Consider the following 16,486-nt stretch of genomic DNA (forward strand, 5'->3'; position numbering starts at 1 on the left):
TTCAACGTGTTCACGAAGCAGGCGGGGCGCGATTCCGGTTTCATGAAGGCAAACAGGTCTGCAATATCATATAATCGGAGCTACCGCAATGCGGATCTGTTTATCCAAATAGTACGTCCGTTCTCTTTCACTCTCATTTTCCTCCCCTATGATACAATAAAACTCTAAATTACATTCCAAAGGTTCGTTGTTTATGATCATAAATCGATTTGAAGAAATTAAAAATTACATCGAAAAATACATCTTAAAGACTGGCGAGCAGCTCGAATTCGGTAGTCTAGATCCGGTTGAAAGTAATACAGATGGTGTTATTCATGAATTAACTATCGCAAAAAGAACCGTTAGAACCTATCGAAAGACCGGAATGTTGGTAATTGCTGTTAGTTATGATGATGAGTCACCGATCCCTTCGGAGAAATTGCTTGAATGGAGCGTCGGAAGGAAAGTTAATCTTAAGGAAGATTCGAATACCTTCACTTGGTTAGCGCAGGGCTGGATTATGAAAGAGTATCGTTTCAAACAAGACGGCAGGACTGCGGAAAGAATCAGTTACCGTATGGGACTTCGTTTGTTTCAATATAAGCAGGAGTTTATTGACAATAAAAGAGAGGCTGAAGACCGGCAGTGGTCTGCATTGCGGCAAGCCCTTAGGAACGAACTTGATATCCTTAAAATTCTTGAACCTGCCCTTTCTTTAAAAAATACGGATACTTCTTCTTGGCTTCAGGAGCGAAAGGAAAATATAACGTCTTTAATTTCAGTGTTGAATGCCCTACTTCAGCATCATCTTTGGGATGGCCTCAGTTCTTCTCCTGAATTTCCTGTCAATTGGACAGGAAAAAAACGCTTAGTGTTCATGCATTTCTTACAGGCTTTTATTCACTTGTCTGTTCGTAAGCAATCTTTTGACTGGAAAGAGATCGGAGCTTCCTATGAGCGGAGCATCGGTGGGTCTAAAACCTTTGATTCCCACAAACAGGACTTTTTAGATCTGGTCGAAACCTGGGCATCCTGTCCGTTACCTTTGTTAGGGTTGAATAGTCTTGGACAGATCACGCCCATTTATTTTACAGGTCCGATATCGGGCAGGTACTCGAATTATTTGGCTGGGCCCGTGCACGCTTTAACAGACCTGTCTGTATATAAGGATGACTATTCGACCTCAGCCGGTACACTCTGGCTTGCGGAGAACAGAGCAATTCTGACCAGATTTGCAGCTGAAGGGGAGTTTGTCCAAAACAGCGGCTCATTGGTTATCGGCGTAGACGGTCAACTCAGAAGCGCGCATGCCCGGCTGATTCGGCAGTTGCTTCAAGGTGATTCCATCCAGCAAGTGATCATGTGGACTGATTATGATGAATCCGGTCTTGTCATTGCCAGTCATTTAACATCGGTTGTAAAAGGGGCGAGTAAAGAACGAATCACAATGAAATGGATATGCCATGATCAATCGATCCTAACCCAGTTTGGAGAATACGAGAAATATATGAACGAACTGCTGATGAATGGTGAGCGTACAGAACAAGAGCTGATTTTGGGGAGTGAGACGGATTGGAAGAAATGGATCGAATGCTGATCTCGGTATTCGACAAGGACGAAACGGTTCCCGAACTAAATCAATCGATGCGGGATATCAGTTATCTTGCAGGAGTATTCAACGATCTCGGTACGCATCAATGGTTGACGCCAGGAGGGATATTCCGATTTCTGCGCATTATACAGCTTCTAAATGAGGAAGCTTTGGGCCTGGCTGAGCCAATTGAAAATACGGACACATTATTCTATCGTTACAGAAATAAATACATGGATCCCCATCCTCCTACCCAAAAGCAGATGGAGCAAATCATCAATATTTTGGTGAAATACAACTGGTTATCCAAACAGTCCAGGCAAATCAAGCTGCGCGATGTAGGGAAACGGATGATGGATGCTTTGGTGCGGCTTGCCAATGACTCATTGGCCTATTATATGCATGACGAGATTGGACGTTCTTTGTTTCAAGCAAGGCGAGACGCAGAAATCAGCGAAGCCTACGATGATCATGGTATTTCCGGGGGGAACAAGATTGCCAGCATGATTCGTAATGTCGAGAATGCCATCCAGCTACTCAAAGAACGAGAGCTTGAAATGCTGGCCGATCGTAATGCACTGCCGCAGTTAGAGCTGATTCACGAGTTGATGGGGGAGCTGCAGGGCAAGCTGGAGGAGCGCTACCGGCAATTTCAGACGTTGGAAGACAGTCTGGTGTTGACTACATTGATGCAAAAGGGGACCTCTGTACTAGCGGAAGGCACAAGTCTTAGTCTTGGGATGACGAATAAATATTTAAAATTTGCCACGATGCGGGAAACGGTGCTTTCATCATATATTCAGCCTGAGAAGGTACGTGAATTCATTATCAAAATGTATAATCCGCCTGTTGATTCTGACATTCCAAATCCTTACCAAATGCTAAGCTTCATGGAACAGGATCAGTACGAAGGCGAGGCATTGGATGGGCTATGGATTCCGGTCAAGTTTGCAGCTCCTATTTCTGCGGCTGATATTTCGGATTCGGTTCATTACTTGGAGAACTATGAGCCCAAGGTGAAACCTCTGGAAGAAGAGGGAGAAATGATCGAATACAAACTTGAGGAAATTTCTGCAGATGAGCTGCAGCAATATATAGGAGACACCACCTGGCTGATGACGAAATCCATGATCCGCACCGAAGAGGTCGAACAATATCTCGATCAATGTGATGAGGCGGGGATGGAGCAAATCATGATCGAAGCCGCGGGCCCGCGCTGGTCAGACGCCATCAATTCCTTGGCGGCTATTTCAGCACTTATTGGTAACGACAAGGTTTGGATGAATAGAGCTGGATCAGAACTTCAGCAGTGGCCCGACAAGGTCTGGAATTGGATCAATCCGAAGGATCGGGAATGGATGATTAAAAAAAGAAAGCCGGGAGATTTGCATGATGAATCATGAGGAAATGAGGAAACAGAAGGAAGATCGGGCAGAGCATGCGGAGAATCAGACGGCAGAGAGTCACACATTGCAGGCATTACAGGGATTAAAGGGGGTTCTGACACCGCAGGAAGAGCTGGTATTTATGAATATTTTGTTCTCCTCATCTGCAACTTTGCGAGGGGGCAACTTTGGTTTGTCCAGAAAGGAAGCAGAGAAACAATTGGGCATTGCAAGTGATAATGATGCTCTTGATTCTTACATTCTTAGGGTTAATCAGGCAGTAGGGAGATATTTCAAATTGATCTATGACGACCGACGGGATCAACTGATCGTCATGATGAGGGTTCCTGCTAGAACTGCAAGAAGCACTTTGTCTGAAGAAAGTCTGGCGTTGCTCCTATATATCTTTTATCAGCAAGAGGTGCTGCAGCATGAGTACACTCTGTTTGATCAGTTGCTGCATGCACTTGGACATGAAACGACGAAAGCCAATCAGAAGCTGCTGAATAATCTGGATGCGCTAAAAAAAATCGGAGCCATTGAGGAATATAGCGACAATGAATTTTCAAATGAACGAGCATATCAATTGACGGCTATCGGAGCCAATCTTTTCTCGGACTCTTTTCTGCGACGAACAGCAGAATTTAGTCAGTCCAATCAGCTGAGCAAAGAGGAAGTGCTCAAATTCTTCAAGCGTTACAATCTGCACACGGGAGGAGATTAAGTTGATTCCATGGAAGTTGACCTTTGCAGGCATTCGAGATTATGCCCCTGCTTATCTGGATTTGTCAGGTCATGCGGATCATATAATGATCACCGGCCCTAATGGAGCAGGGAAATCGACCATTACGTATTGTATGGGGGCTGTTCTCTACTCTTCTAAAGTAGAAGTGGAAGGGCTGAAATCACGAAACTTGCCTCCCGATGAAACCTGGAGAGCGCGCATTTCGCTGCTATTTTTGAATGAGGGATCAATAAAAATTGATGCTCCGCGATATATTGAATTTACGCTTATCCTCAAACAGGAGCCGGGTGAGCCGATCAAGAAGGAATTTATTATCGAATCAGGCGATGAACAAGATCATTACACAGATAGAAAGCATTATACTTCAGGAGATCGGGAAAACAGCTTTACCAAGTATAAAAGAGACTTGCAATATGTCTATAGAATTGACCCTGATCTGTTTTATTTAATCTGGTACCAGCAGGAAGTAAACCAATTTGCAACGATGTCGCCGGAAGAACGATTCCGTATTTTTAGCGAAATGCATGGCATTACGGATGCCCAGAGAAATTGGGAAGAAAGCATGGTCAAGTTGAAGGAAACACGGGAATCATTGTCTATGGCACAGACGAGACTGGCCGGTACGAAGCAAAATTTAAAGATTATGAAGTCAGAACTGGATCGATATGAGCAAAACCGCAAAAGGCTTCGAGATGGCGGAATACTGCGCTCCGTATCGCTGCTTCGTCTTGAGAAATATTTCAAGCAGGAAAGGGCGATGTATCTCGGGCAGGCAGAGCAGTTGCTTTTGGATCAAGAGGAGCAAAAGGAAAAAGTGGATGGTTTGATCGAAGAAAAACAGAATCTTGATGCTCAGCGGATCCGATGTGATGAAGATAAGGAGCGTGTTACCGGAGAGATCTTTGATCTCGAACAGAAGCTTCAGAACTTGCAAGAGGACAAGGATGTGCTTAAGACAGAGATTGCTGGACTGAAGCAGGAGCTTGCCATGCTCGAGGAAGAAAGAAAGTATATTCAGCGAACAGAAGCTCAGGTGACTAAAGGGCTGGAGGATGTTTACAGAAGGTTGACAGAATTGACAGAACAGGAACAAGTGAACGCCAAACAGACCTTGGAGGTCGAGCGTAGCCTCTCAGACCTTCGGATCAAATCAAGCGAGCTTAAGGCAGCTCTTGAACAGGATGAGAAGGAAGAATCCTTGCACCGTGATATTTTAAGTCAGCATTCTTCCAGTCATGAGGTGCAGCTGGAAATGAATCGACTTGAGGAGAAGATCAGGACAGGCAGAAATCACAGTTATGACCTTGATCGGGAATTGAAAGTGCTGGAGAGGGAATTAGAAAACTTGCGGATGGATCGGAATATCTCGGTCAGGCAGCAAGCATCACTTCAATATTTTCAGAGGCTGGGCAGAAAGGCGTATACGCTGAGTGACTTGATTGAACTGGATGAGGCTGCACATCCAAAGCATGAGGATGCGTTTAATACGATCAAATATACGATTTTCTTTAGCGGAAGCGGGGACGGAATCAAGCCTCCGAACGACTTGTATCATGTCCCTTTGCATTCGGTTGTTCCTGATCGATCAGTTACTGTTTTGCCATCGCTTCATCTCAAGGTAAAACGTGATTTGTCTGAGGAGATGACGAATGACGCCAGCAAGGCGCTCTGGTGGGTAGAACGGTTCTTTCTGAAGCATCCGGTCCGAATCGAGGAGGAAGTGCTTCGGGATGCCGCCGGACTTCGGGGCAACCAGGAGCAGCCGCGATATATTCTAAGTGCACGAGCACTTGAGGTTCGCAAAAAACAAGTCGAGTCCAATATAACCAAACTTTCCTCAGAACTGGAACAGATCAATCAGTTGATCCAGGAAGATACACAGAGAAGTCAGATCCTAGGGGGAATCATCCAGCAGGTGCGGATGGCCGAAGCTTTTATGACGAGAGAACATGAGCGGATACAACGGAGAGAACAGCTGCAGACGATGATAATCCAGTTGTCTGGTTTGGAAAATGAGCAGGCTCAGTTATCGAAGGTATTTCGAGATTTGATGACTGTCCGGGTCGAGCTTGAATACGAGCAGAAGATATTAGAAAAGGAAGCGGCATTTTATAAGAAGCTAGGTGCGCAGAGCGAAAAATTTGAGCGGCTAAATGCCAACGAAAACCTTCTTCGATTGTTAGAAAGTGAAACTCAGGAAAAGGAAGATGAATTTAAAGCACTGGAGGATCAACTGGAGCAATTGGAGAAAAGGGGAAGAAAGCTGGAACGGGATGACGGCGAAGCGGAGCATCGTTTACAGTTGACAAAACAGCAATTGCAGCAATTGAATAATCAACTGGGTAAAGCGCGAGAAGGAAAGCAGGATGCGGAAGCGGAACTGACGGCACTTGCTAGGCTTATCGAAGATATGAAAGGAATTGTGCCTGAAATTTTTAACGAGGCGAAACAGATTTATGCGGAGAAGTATGCCAAGGAAGAGAATGCGGTGTTAAAAGCGCTTCGCACAGAGGCCGAAAAAGGCGAAGTTACCTTTGAACAAGCGAGAAAAGAGGAAGTTGATCCTGCAGCTCCGGAGAATTACCGAATTGCCAAAGAAAATTATGAGCAGTTGGAGGATGAATATAAACGGACTGTGATCTTGCTCGAGGCGGACGAGCAGCGGACGACTGAATTGCAGGATTTACTGGAGACAACAATCAGTATGCGTGTGGGCGAAGTTCAGCAAAAGTTCAGATCCTATATGTCTTTGTTTCAGTTTGAGGGCCAGGTAGACTGGGATTCCCATCAAGACAAGCAAGGACGAACTCACTTCCATTTGTATATTAGAGCTCGAAAGGAAGGACATCGTGGAAAGCTGGAGGATGTGAGCATCAAAGCTCGCGGTGGAAGAGTAGGGAAAGGTGTATCCGGTGGGGAGGAGTCGCTGAGTTCCTTGCTGTTTGCGCTCTCCCTTTTACAAAATTTGCAGTCTAATCCCGGATTTATCGTGCTTGACGAATTTGACAGCGCGCTAGATGAGCAGCGCAAAAATATGGTCTTTGACCTTTATGTTCGCGAACTTAAACGAAAAATGATCATCCTGACCCCTAAATCGCATGAGCCAAGCTATTTCGAGCGATTTAACAAGGCTTATGTGGTGTATCATAATCCGCTAATTCCACGGAGTCAGGTCATTGGATTGCAAAAGAAGGAGCAAACTAACCATCAAGTGGGAAACACATAACTCATAAAGGAAAAGGACCCAAATTTGACTTTATGCCATATCGAGTATATACTTTGTATATACATTTAAGGGGGCGGTTCCATGTTTCATGTTCAAAAGTGGGGCAATAGTCTAGGCATTCGCATCCCGAAATCCCTTGCTTTGAAGGTTGGTCTGGAGGAAGGATCGGAGATCGATCTCGATGTAGAAAACGGTCACTTGGTTATCAAGCCAAAGTCCACTACACTGGGGGAGCTTCTTACTCAAGTTACTCCTGAGAACCTTCATGAAGAGGTGTCGACAGGAGATCCGAAGGGTCGGGAAGCATGGTAAATAACGATTATATACCGGATCGCGGCGACTTGGTTTGGTTGCAGTTCAACCCACAGACAGGGCATGAACAGGCAGGCAGGCGTCCGGCTCTAGTGATATCTCCTGCAGCCTATAATGGAAAGGTTGGACTTTCCTTGTTATGTCCGATAACCTCAAGGAGAAAAGGCTACCCCTTTGAAGTTATTATTCCGCAAGATTTGCCGATTGATGGAGTAATCCTTGCCGATCAGGTCAAGAGCCTCGACTGGCAGTCCCGTCAAGCGATGTTCATCTGCAAAGTTCCGCCCAAAACCCTCTCAGAAGTTATTTCAAAACTGAGCTTGCTAATCCTCTGACAAAATAAAGCTTCCGAGACCTTGGTCAAGACCCCATTTCGCGGACAATGAAAAAAAACCCTAGGATACAAGCTGGCTTCGGTACTCTACCGGCGTCAGCTTGTTTAACTTTGGCTGCGGTCGTTTATGATCATAAAAGCCTCTGCTGCCATTATTACGGCATACACGCTCCTCACTTCCCTAACCCCACCCACGCATCCATAAACTCCACTGCCTTAACCCGCTGCTCCCACGTTTGATTGATGGTACGCAGCATTTGCCGGCTGCCGGCGCCGGAGGGGAAACGGAAAGCGGACCAAACCTCCAACGGCAGAGCATAAACGGCCGCGATGGTTTTTCGGGCAGCTTTGCTTAATGGGCGATGTTTTTCGTATCCTGTCAGGAACGATTGGATGAACTCGGGATTGAACTGGGTCGTGTTCTTGATCGCCCTGGCCGTATCGATATAGGCGGAACCCAGCCGAATTCGGTCCCAGTCGATGATATAGAGACGGCCGTCTCCGGAAAGGATGACATTCGGCATCGTAACGTCGTTGTGAACGAATGAGGGACGGGCGGCCTCGTCCTGGATCAGACGGACCGAATCCGGGCTTGCGAGTTCGCTCCATGCCCGTTCCGATAGGGATGTGCAGGCTTTGCCGTACGTTTCGATCCATCTTCGGTGCTTTCCTTTTGGATGCAAGCGCGCCATCGTTTTGCGGAAGGAGGAATCTTTTGTTTTCCATAACCGAATTTGCTCAAGGGCAGGGGACCGTTTCAGATCGACCTTTCCCGGGGGAATGGCATGAAGCGCGGCTAGAGCCAGCCCGAGCTGCTCAAAGTCCTGCGCCGTTTCCATGGGACGTCCCTCGATCCATGCCGTGACATAGAAAGGCCTACCCCGGTCCAAGACCCACAGCTTGCCGGAGTTCGCCGGAAGCCATGACGGCATGTGCAAGTACCCGCTGTTCATCAAATGCCTGACATTCCCTGCGGCCGAGGTTATTTGTTTCACGGTGCTTACGCGTTGAAGACTGCTTTTGATAAAGGGTTTTAGCGCATAGGTTCCCGTTTCCGTTTGCAACCGAATCACAGCATGTTTACGGTAAAGGGATGGAACCGACGCCGAGGATATCATGTTCAAACCGAATTGGCGGGCGATGCCGCGAATTTGCGAGCTTGGATATGGAACGGGCATGAAAGGCACTCCCTTCAGCGAACACGGCCATGCTGCCCAAGGAGCGACGATGGACGTTTGATCCTATCCTATTCGTCCCGAAAACGGGGCGTATGGATGGATGCCTTTAAACGCGAAAAGGTTTCGTTTTAACCGCCTGATCTCCACTCCAGGAGATGAGGCTTTTTTATGCCCGCGAGCGGCATCCGGCTGTTTACTCTCCAAGCAACGCCTGCTTCCGATCCATCCCCTTTTTCCACCTTAAAAAATCACCAGCCCACAAAGAATCCAGCCATGGAGCATCCCGCCTTCCGCCGTTAGTATGAAAGTAGAGGATTTGGCAAAATCCGAAGACCCTGGAGTCTCTAACCTATTCCCATACGGCAGAAGGAGGATCGATATGTCAATGAAACCCGAAGCGGCCGAGGCGCTGCCCCCGGGCATGGGGCGAAGACGCGCCAAGAGCGGCGGCATCGCCCAGCTGATGTGGAAGTATAAGGCGCTGTACATCATTTCGCTTCCCGGCATTTTGTATTTTCTCATTTTCAAGTACATCCCGCTTGGCGGCTCGGTCATTGCGTTTCAGGACTACAACATTTTTAAAGGCTTTACCGGCAGCGAGTGGGTGGGCTTTGCGCATTTCAAGACGATGTTCGAGCATTACGATTTTTTGCGGATTTTAAAAAATACGGTGCTGATCGGGCTGTACGACCTCGTCATCGCGTTTCCGGCGCCGATCATTTTGGCCATTTTGCTCAATGAACTGCGGCTTGTCCTGTTTAAAAGAGTGGTCCAAACCGTCGTGTACATGCCCCACTTCCTGTCCTGGGTCGTCATCGCCGGCATGTCCGTCGCCATTTTGTCGCCGACCACGGGCATTCTCAATCAGCTGCTCGGGTTGTTCGGCATCGATCCGTTGTATTTTTTAGGCGATAACCATTACATCCGCAGCGTGCTGGTCGGCTCGGGCATTTGGCGCGATACGGGGTACGGCACGATTTTGTACCTGGCGGCTTTGGCGGGGATCAACCCGGAGCTGTACGAGGCGGCGGAGATCGACGGGGCGAACCGCTGGAAGCAGACGCTGAAAATCACGCTCCCGGCGCTCCTCCCGACCATCATGATTTTGTTCCTGCTGCATATCGGCAAGTTCCTGGATTTCGGGTTTGAACGGGTATGGGTGTTCCTCAACGCGCTGAACATGGAAAACGGCGAAATTTTGGATACGTACATCTACCGGGCGGGCCTGTTGTCCCAGCAATACAGCTACACGACGGCGGTCGGGCTGTTCAAGTCCGTGGTCGGCCTGGTGCTCGTGATGGCGGGGAACTTCTTCAGCAAAAAGACGACGGGCGAAAGCCTGTATTAGAGGATTTTAGCAACATCCCGATGAAGAGGAGGAGGACCCATGAACCGGAAAATGTCCGGCGGCTACAAAACGTTTAACGCGTTTAATATTTTGTTTTTGACGATACTCGGGCTGGTCATGTTCCTGCCGTTCCTGAACGTGATCGCGCAGTCCTTCAGCTCCTCGGCGGCGATTACGTCGGGAAAGGTAACCTTTTGGCCGATCGAATTCACGCTGATCAATTACGAATACGTGTTTAGCGACGCATCCATTTGGCGCTCCTTTGCCGTCTCGGTGTTCATCACGGTGGCCGGGACGCTGGTCAATCTGGTCGCCACGGCGACGCTCGCTTATCCGGTATCGCGGCAGGAATACGTCGGCAGGCGGATCGTCGTGCTGCTGGTGCTGGTGACGATGATTTTCAGCGCGCCGCTTATTCCGAACTTCATTTTGATCAAAAACCTGCACCTGATGAACACGCCATGGGCGCTGATTCTGCCGGGAGCGATCAGTGCGTTCAACTTTTTCGTGATGCATTCGTTTTTCAAGCAGCTTCCGGCTGAGGTGATCGATTCCGCACGAATCGACGGATGCGGTGAGCTGAGAATCATGACGAGCATGGTCGTGCCGTTGTCCAAACCGGTAATGGCGTCGCTCGGCATTTTTTACGCGGTGGGGCATTGGAACGCCTACATGAGCGCGCTGTATTACATCGATCAGCCGAAATGGTGGCCGCTGCAGGTGAAGCTGAAAAAAATGTTCGAAACGGACGATATCAGTATTGACCCCGGCGCATCGCAATTCAGCGATTTGGCGTTTACGTCCCCGGAGGGCATCAAAATGGCGACGATCATCATCGCGACGCTGCCGATCATTTTGATTTACCCGTTTTTGCAAAGGCATTTCGTGAAAGGGCTTACGCTCGGAGCGGTCAAATCTTAAAAAATGCCCAGCCGATATGAAGTTGCTCCCTCACGGTCGCTGGGGCTTTGACGATACAATCTGGCTAGCGAAAATCATCCATGACCTGCAAACATCATTTTTTTGAGAAGAGGGGATAACATGAAAAAATGGGCAAACTTGCTGCTGGCAGGCGTTATGGCTGCAGGGCTGCTGGCGGGATGCTCGGGAAAACAGGAGACGTCCGGCGGGCAGGGGGAAAGCAAGGAAGAAATGAAGCAGGCGGCAGCGGATGAGGTCACGAAGTTTTCGATTTCTTTGCGGACGCTCAACTTCGGACATGTCGAGAAATCGCCCGATATCAACCAGGACAAATGGGTGAAACGGCTCGAAGAGCTGACGAAAACAGATTTGGATATCCGTCTGGTGCCGCATAAGGAATACGAGCAGAAAATGGCGCAAATGTTCGCGACGAACGACATTCCGGACGTGGTGCAGGGCCAGGGCGGCGTGACGGGCAAAGAAATGGCGGGTTCCGTGGAGGCCGGCGTGTTCATGCCGCTTGACGATCTGCTGAAGGAGCACGGCCAGAACCTTTTGAAGAAAATTCCAAAGGAAGCTTGGAATCGCATGACCTATCAAGGTAAAATTTATGGTATCCCGGAATGGCTGTCCAATCCTTCCCGCCGGGCGACGTGGATTCGCAAGGATTTGCTGGATCAGACGGGGCTGCCCGTGCCGAAGACGGTCGACGAGTATCTGAACGTGCTGCGCGCCTTCAAAAAGCTCGGCGTGGAGAACCCGTACATGGGAAGGCAGGATTTCAAATATGCGGATACGTTTTTCGGCGCGTATGACGTATTCCCGTATTTAAGCCAGTTTGAAGAAGTGAACGGTGAAGTGCAGCCGAAATTTTTTGATTCGGAAAACATGATGAAAGCGCTCTCCACATATAAAACGATGTACGATGAAGGGCTGATCAATAAAGAGTTCGCGACGATCAATCCGACGACGTTCAAAAACACGATCCTGGCGGGCAAAGCCGGCATGTGGTCGATGAACGCCAACGAGCTGATCCAGTGGGAAACCCAGTTGAAGGAGTCGGTGCCGAATGCGAAGCTGGAAATCATTCCGTCTCCGGTCGGACCCGACGGCAAAGGCGGATATTACTTGTACGGCGACGTCAACCGCTCCTACTTCATCAACGCCAAATACAAACATCCGGAGAAGGTCATTCAATTCCTCGACTGGATGGTGTCCGACGAAGCGGAGAAGTTCTTCACGTTCGGGGTCGAAGGCGAGAACTACACGATGAACGGCGACAAAATCGACTACAAGCAGCCGACCGATTCCCAGGGTGTCGACGAAGAGCGGTACCGCCAGTCGTTTTTGTGGCTCGTGCAGGATACGACCTATAACAAAGGTTCGCTCAGCCTGACGGAAGAAGGCCGGAACCTGATGAGCGTGTTCGATAACATTCTCGCACATGAAGGACGCGACGGCATGGAATTCGAGCCGAGATTGGAAGCGCTTAAAAAGAACCCGGACATTACGCCGCTGTCGGATACGCCGCCGCCGGTGCTCATCACGCATATGGTGAAAATGGTGTACGGACAGGAGCCGATCGAAAATTGGCTGAAGGTGATCGAGGAGTGGAAATCGAAAGGCGGCAAGGACGTGCTGGCCGAAGCGAACGAACGGTTCCAGAAAAAAGAAGGCGTATTCCTGCCGCGCAAATAAACCGGTTCTAGCCGGCCTTTGGACGAAGCAGGTGTCTTAGCTAACCCCCGGCCTATACCGGATGATCGAAATCGAAAGGAGCTGTTCCATCGGATGTATCGCATTCTCATTGTTGATGACGAACCCATGATTTTGAAAGGCCTGACCGTATTCATTCGGCAATCCGGGGTTCCGGTTTCATCCATTCGCGAGGCCGCCAACGGAGCGGAAGCGCTGGAGGCCGTCCGGGAAGAGCTCCCCGATTTCGTATTCACGGATATCCGCATGCCCGTCATGGACGGTCTGGCGTTATGCGAAAAACTCGCCGAAATGGACGCTCCCGTGCAGACGGTCGTCATTTCGGGGTACGACGATTTTACGTACGCCCAGACCTGCATGAGCTACGGGGTGAGGGAGTACCTGCTGAAGCCGATCGGCAAAAGGCAGCTGCATGATACGCTGGGGCGGCTCGTGCAGCGCGCCTTCAAGCTGGGACGTTCCGCTTATTTGTCCGTGGCCAAAATCGACGAATGGCTGGAACGCTTCGAGCAGGCGATTTATTACGTGGACCGTGCGCAGGCGCAGGAGCTGCTGCGGTCTTGGGCGGGCGAAATTTCGGGTTACCGGCTGCATGATGCCGAGAAGTCCGAAATGCTGGAAGAGTTTTATGCGCTGCTGATGAAAAAGCTGAAAGCAAGGGATGTTCCCATTACGCTTGCCGAATGCCTGCAGCTGGAGCGCGGTCTGCCGTTTGCGGATGCCTGGAAGCGGTTCGAGGATAACGTCGGGCAGACGCTGGAAAACCTGCACCGGCGCAGAAAAGGCAAGCTGAAGGACCCGATCGAGGAGGCCAAGGCGTATATCGAACGCAATCTCGCCAGCGAGGTTTCGCTGGAGGAGGTGGCTGACCTGCTCGGGCTGCATCCGAATTATTTCAGCGTCATGTTCAAGCAGACGACCGGCGAGACCTTCGTCCAATACCGCACGAAACGGCGCATGGAATACGCCAAGCGGATGCTCGGCGAAGAGCGGCACCGGATCACGGACATCTCTTATGCGGTTGGATACGCCGACCACTCCAACTTCACGAAAACCTTCAAAAAATACGAGGGCATCTCGCCGTCCGAATACCGGCAGAAGCTGGGAATCTCCTCTTGATGTTCGGCAAAAGCATATCGCACCGCATCTTCTTTTATTTTACGGTGCTTATCGTCATTTCGTTGTCGGTGGTCGGCGCCATCACGTACGTGCAATCCTCGAAGCTGCTGGATCGCCAGCTCGAGCGCTATTTATCGCAAATGATCGCGCATGCCGCGTACCATACGGATTTGTATTTGCAGACCTTTGACAATGCGAGCAAAACGATTTTGTCCGACCGGGACGTGCTTCAATTCATGGAGATGGACCCGGACAACAGCTTCCAGTATTACGAATTGTCCGAGCGGATTCAAAAAAAGTTCGATCAGGCGTTTATCATCTATCCGCAGATCGACTTGATCTATGTCATCAATCAGGACGGCAAAGCGATTACGACGAAAGACATCATTCAGGACGAAGTAAAGGATTACAAAGCGTATTACGAGCTGATCGAAGGGCAAATCCCGAAGGACGGACTCGGGGCGCTGATCAACTCGGCTTCGGTCGCTCCGGGGGACGCCCAGTACATTACGTTCATCCGCCGCGTGCGCGGGATCGTCTCCCACCAGCCCCGGGGCATTCTCGGGATGAAGCTGAACACGAAGGAAATCTCGAAGCTATGGGGCCAGATGGATCTCGGGAAAAAGGGATATTCCTTCATCGTGGACGGACAGGGCCACTTCGTCGACCAGCCGGATCAGGTTGCAACGGATGAATACATGAATGAGGAGATCAAACGTCAGCTGCTGGCGGGAGAGCGGGACACGTTCACGGCGAAAGTGAACGGCGAGCGGCGAATGTACGTGTCGCAGCGGCTGCATGCGGCCGATTGGCGGATGGTTATCTCCGTGCCGGTGTCCGAGCTGCGCGAGCCCATCATGAGCATCCGGTACACGACGGTGATCGCCGGCGCGTTTACGCTCATGATCGCGTTGTGGTTCGCCGGCCGGTTCGGCAATTCGCTCGTGCAGCCGCTCAAGAAGCTGGTGCGGAACATGCGCATGATGGATAAAGGCGAATGGAAATCGATCGACGATGACGGGCGGCAGGACGAATTCGGCTTTTTGATCCGCAGCTACAACATGATGCTGACGAGGTTATCCGAAATGATCGAACGGGTTTACGAAGCCGAAATCCGGTCCAACAAAACGGAGCTGAATTTGCAGCGGATCGCGCTTGAGCAGCACAAAGCGGAGTTCCAGGCTTTGCAGCTGCAGATGAACCCGCATTTCCTGTACAACACGCTGGAGACGATCAAATGTTACGCCGTCGTCCAGGACTCGGAAGAAATCATGGAGATCGTCGAAGCGATGGCCCACATGCTGAGGTACGCGCTTCAGACGAATTTGGCGGAAATCACGGTCGTCAACGAATTGAAGCATGTGCTCAGCTATATGACGATCCTGAAGTACCGAACGCAGCGCGAATTCGAGCTGGACGTGGCGATCCCGCCGGAGCTGCTGCTGCACAAAATGGTGCGCCTGACCTTGCAGCCGCTCATCGAGAACATGTTCCAGCATGCGTTCCCAGACGGCATTCAGGATCACCACCGGATTCGGATCGGCGCAGCAGCCGAGGGTGACCGCTTCTATGTCATCGTCGAGGACAACGGGGCGGGCATGACGGCGGAACGGCTGCGCGCCGTGCGGGAAAAGCTTCGGCTGAACCGGCTGGCCGAATCCGATACGGGTTCGCTCTATCATAAAGGCGGACTTGGACTAATGAACGTGCATCGCCGCATTCAAATGGTGTACGGCGAAGCTTACGGGCTTGCGATCGACAGCGTCCCGGGCCAAGGGACGGTCATTACGATGTCGCTGCCGCTGGATGGCAACATGGCATGCATATATGAAGAGAGGGTGGGATGACAGTGGATTTGCACGGCAAAATCGCGCTTGTAACAGGGGCAAGCTCAGGGATCGGCCGCGAGATCGCGAAGACGCTGGCAGCAAGCGGCGCCGCGGTAGGAGTACATTACCGCAGCGGCCGGGAGCAGGCGGAAGCATTGGTCGCGGAAATCGCGGAAGCCGGCGGCCAAGCGGCCGCGTTCGGGGCGGACGTGACCGATACAAGGCAGCTGGCGGCCATGGTGGAGGAAGTTCAGGCCAGGCTGGGCGGCCCGGTCGATATTTTGGTGAATAACGCAGGCCATTTGGTGAAACGCGTGCCGAACGTCGACATGACGGAGGAGCATTACAACCGGGTCATGGACGTGAACTTCAAATCCTGCGTGTTCTTGAGCAAGCTGGTCATGCCCGGCATGATCCGCCGGGGCGGCGGGAAAATCGTCAACATGACGTCCGTCGCGGCGCATGACGGCGGCGGCCCGGGCGCATCGATTTATGCGGCGAGCAAGGCGGCGGTCATTTCGTATTCGAAAGGTTTGGCCAAAGAGCTGGCCGGCCATCGCATCAACGTCAACTGCGTATCGCCGGGGTTTATCGGGCAGACGGCTTTTCATGCGGCCTTCACCTCCGACGAAGGCCGGGCCGCGACCGTCGCCAAAATCCCGCTCGGGCGGGAAGGCACGCCGCAGGACGTAGCCAACGCGGTGTTGTACCTGGCGTCGCCGTTATCGGATTACCTTACCGGGGAGACGATCGAAGTGAATGGCGGATTGTTTATGCGTTAACAACGACATGGCACATGGAGG

14 protein-coding genes are annotated in these 16,486 nt (G+C 50.6%); 13 read left to right on the plus strand and 1 reads right to left on the minus strand.

Going from position 1 to position 16,486, the window contains the following annotated elements; genetic code table 11:
• Window positions 1–193 precede the first annotated feature (193 nt).
• The 6 genes from MKY58_RS04145 (at window position 194) to mazF (ending at window position 7,573) form a co-directional block, all read left to right on the plus strand.
• Window positions 194–1,576 carry a DUF2399 domain-containing protein gene (locus tag MKY58_RS04145; protein WP_339323588.1) on the plus strand — a complete coding sequence of 461 codons (1,383 nt, stop codon included), beginning with the start codon at window positions 194–196 and terminating at the stop codon, window positions 1,574–1,576.
• Window positions 1,561–2,973 (plus strand): hypothetical protein, encoded by a 1,413-nt coding sequence (locus MKY58_RS04150; protein ID WP_339325044.1) that lies wholly within the window; start codon window positions 1,561–1,563, stop codon window positions 2,971–2,973. Before MKY58_RS04145 ends, MKY58_RS04150 begins: the two co-directional genes overlap by 16 nt.
• Window positions 2,963–3,679 (plus strand): hypothetical protein, encoded by a 717-nt coding sequence (locus MKY58_RS04155; RefSeq protein ID WP_339325045.1) that lies wholly within the window; start codon window positions 2,963–2,965, stop codon window positions 3,677–3,679. The genes MKY58_RS04150 and MKY58_RS04155 overlap by 11 nt, the downstream gene beginning before the upstream one ends.
• Window position 3,680: 1 nt before the next feature.
• On the plus strand, window positions 3,681–6,926 hold the full coding sequence (locus MKY58_RS04160) for an AAA family ATPase (protein WP_339323589.1): 3,246 nt from the start codon (window positions 3,681–3,683) through the stop codon (window positions 6,924–6,926).
• Between the two features lie 81 nt (window positions 6,927–7,007).
• Window positions 7,008–7,238: an AbrB/MazE/SpoVT family DNA-binding domain-containing protein gene (locus tag MKY58_RS04165; RefSeq protein ID WP_339323590.1), complete on the plus strand. Its 231-nt coding sequence runs from the start codon at window positions 7,008–7,010 to the stop codon at window positions 7,236–7,238.
• Window positions 7,232–7,573, plus strand: a complete 342-nt coding sequence (gene mazF, locus MKY58_RS04170) for an endoribonuclease MazF (protein ID WP_339323591.1) — start codon at window positions 7,232–7,234, stop codon at window positions 7,571–7,573. Before MKY58_RS04165 ends, mazF begins: the two co-directional genes overlap by 7 nt.
• Before the next feature lie 172 nt (window positions 7,574–7,745).
• On the opposite strand, the gene MKY58_RS04175 is transcribed toward mazF, so the two are convergent.
• Window positions 7,746–8,690, minus strand: a complete 945-nt coding sequence (locus MKY58_RS04175) for a phosphotransferase (protein ID WP_339325046.1) — start codon at window positions 8,688–8,690, stop codon at window positions 7,746–7,748.
• Between MKY58_RS04175 and MKY58_RS04180 the strand changes: the two genes are divergently transcribed.
• From MKY58_RS04180 to MKY58_RS04210, 7 genes are all read left to right on the plus strand, one after another.
• Window positions 8,689–8,811 (plus strand): hypothetical protein, encoded by a 123-nt coding sequence (locus MKY58_RS04180; protein WP_339325266.1) that lies wholly within the window; start codon window positions 8,689–8,691, stop codon window positions 8,809–8,811. The genes MKY58_RS04175 and MKY58_RS04180 overlap by 2 nt on opposite strands.
• Before the next feature lie 360 nt (window positions 8,812–9,171).
• Window positions 9,172–10,098 carry an ABC transporter permease subunit gene (locus MKY58_RS04185; protein WP_339325047.1) on the plus strand — a complete coding sequence of 309 codons (927 nt, stop codon included), beginning with the start codon at window positions 9,172–9,174 and terminating at the stop codon, window positions 10,096–10,098.
• A gap of 39 nt (window positions 10,099–10,137) precedes the next feature.
• On the plus strand, window positions 10,138–11,019 hold the full coding sequence (locus MKY58_RS04190) for a carbohydrate ABC transporter permease (RefSeq protein WP_339323592.1): 882 nt from the start codon (window positions 10,138–10,140) through the stop codon (window positions 11,017–11,019).
• 120 nt (window positions 11,020–11,139) lie between these two features.
• Entirely contained in the window at window positions 11,140–12,717 is a 1,578-nt protein-coding gene (locus MKY58_RS04195; protein ID WP_339323593.1) for an extracellular solute-binding protein, read from the plus strand.
• A gap of 93 nt (window positions 12,718–12,810) precedes the next feature.
• A complete protein-coding gene (locus tag MKY58_RS04200) occupies window positions 12,811–13,854 on the plus strand; it encodes a response regulator (protein ID WP_339323594.1) in 1,044 nt (347 codons plus the stop codon).
• Window positions 13,854–15,701, plus strand: coding sequence for a histidine kinase (locus MKY58_RS04205; protein WP_339323595.1), 1,848 nt, complete (start codon window positions 13,854–13,856; stop codon window positions 15,699–15,701). Before MKY58_RS04200 ends, MKY58_RS04205 begins: the two co-directional genes overlap by 1 nt.
• Window positions 15,698–16,465 (plus strand): 3-oxoacyl-ACP reductase family protein, encoded by a 768-nt coding sequence (locus MKY58_RS04210; protein WP_339323596.1) that lies wholly within the window; start codon window positions 15,698–15,700, stop codon window positions 16,463–16,465. The genes MKY58_RS04205 and MKY58_RS04210 overlap by 4 nt, the downstream gene beginning before the upstream one ends.
• The last annotated feature ends 21 nt before the right edge of the window (window positions 16,466–16,486 follow it).

This window comes from Paenibacillus sp. FSL W8-0194, from assembly GCF_037969745.1.
GTDB lineage: Bacteria > Bacillota > Bacilli > Paenibacillales > Paenibacillaceae > Paenibacillus_AQ > Paenibacillus_AQ cookii.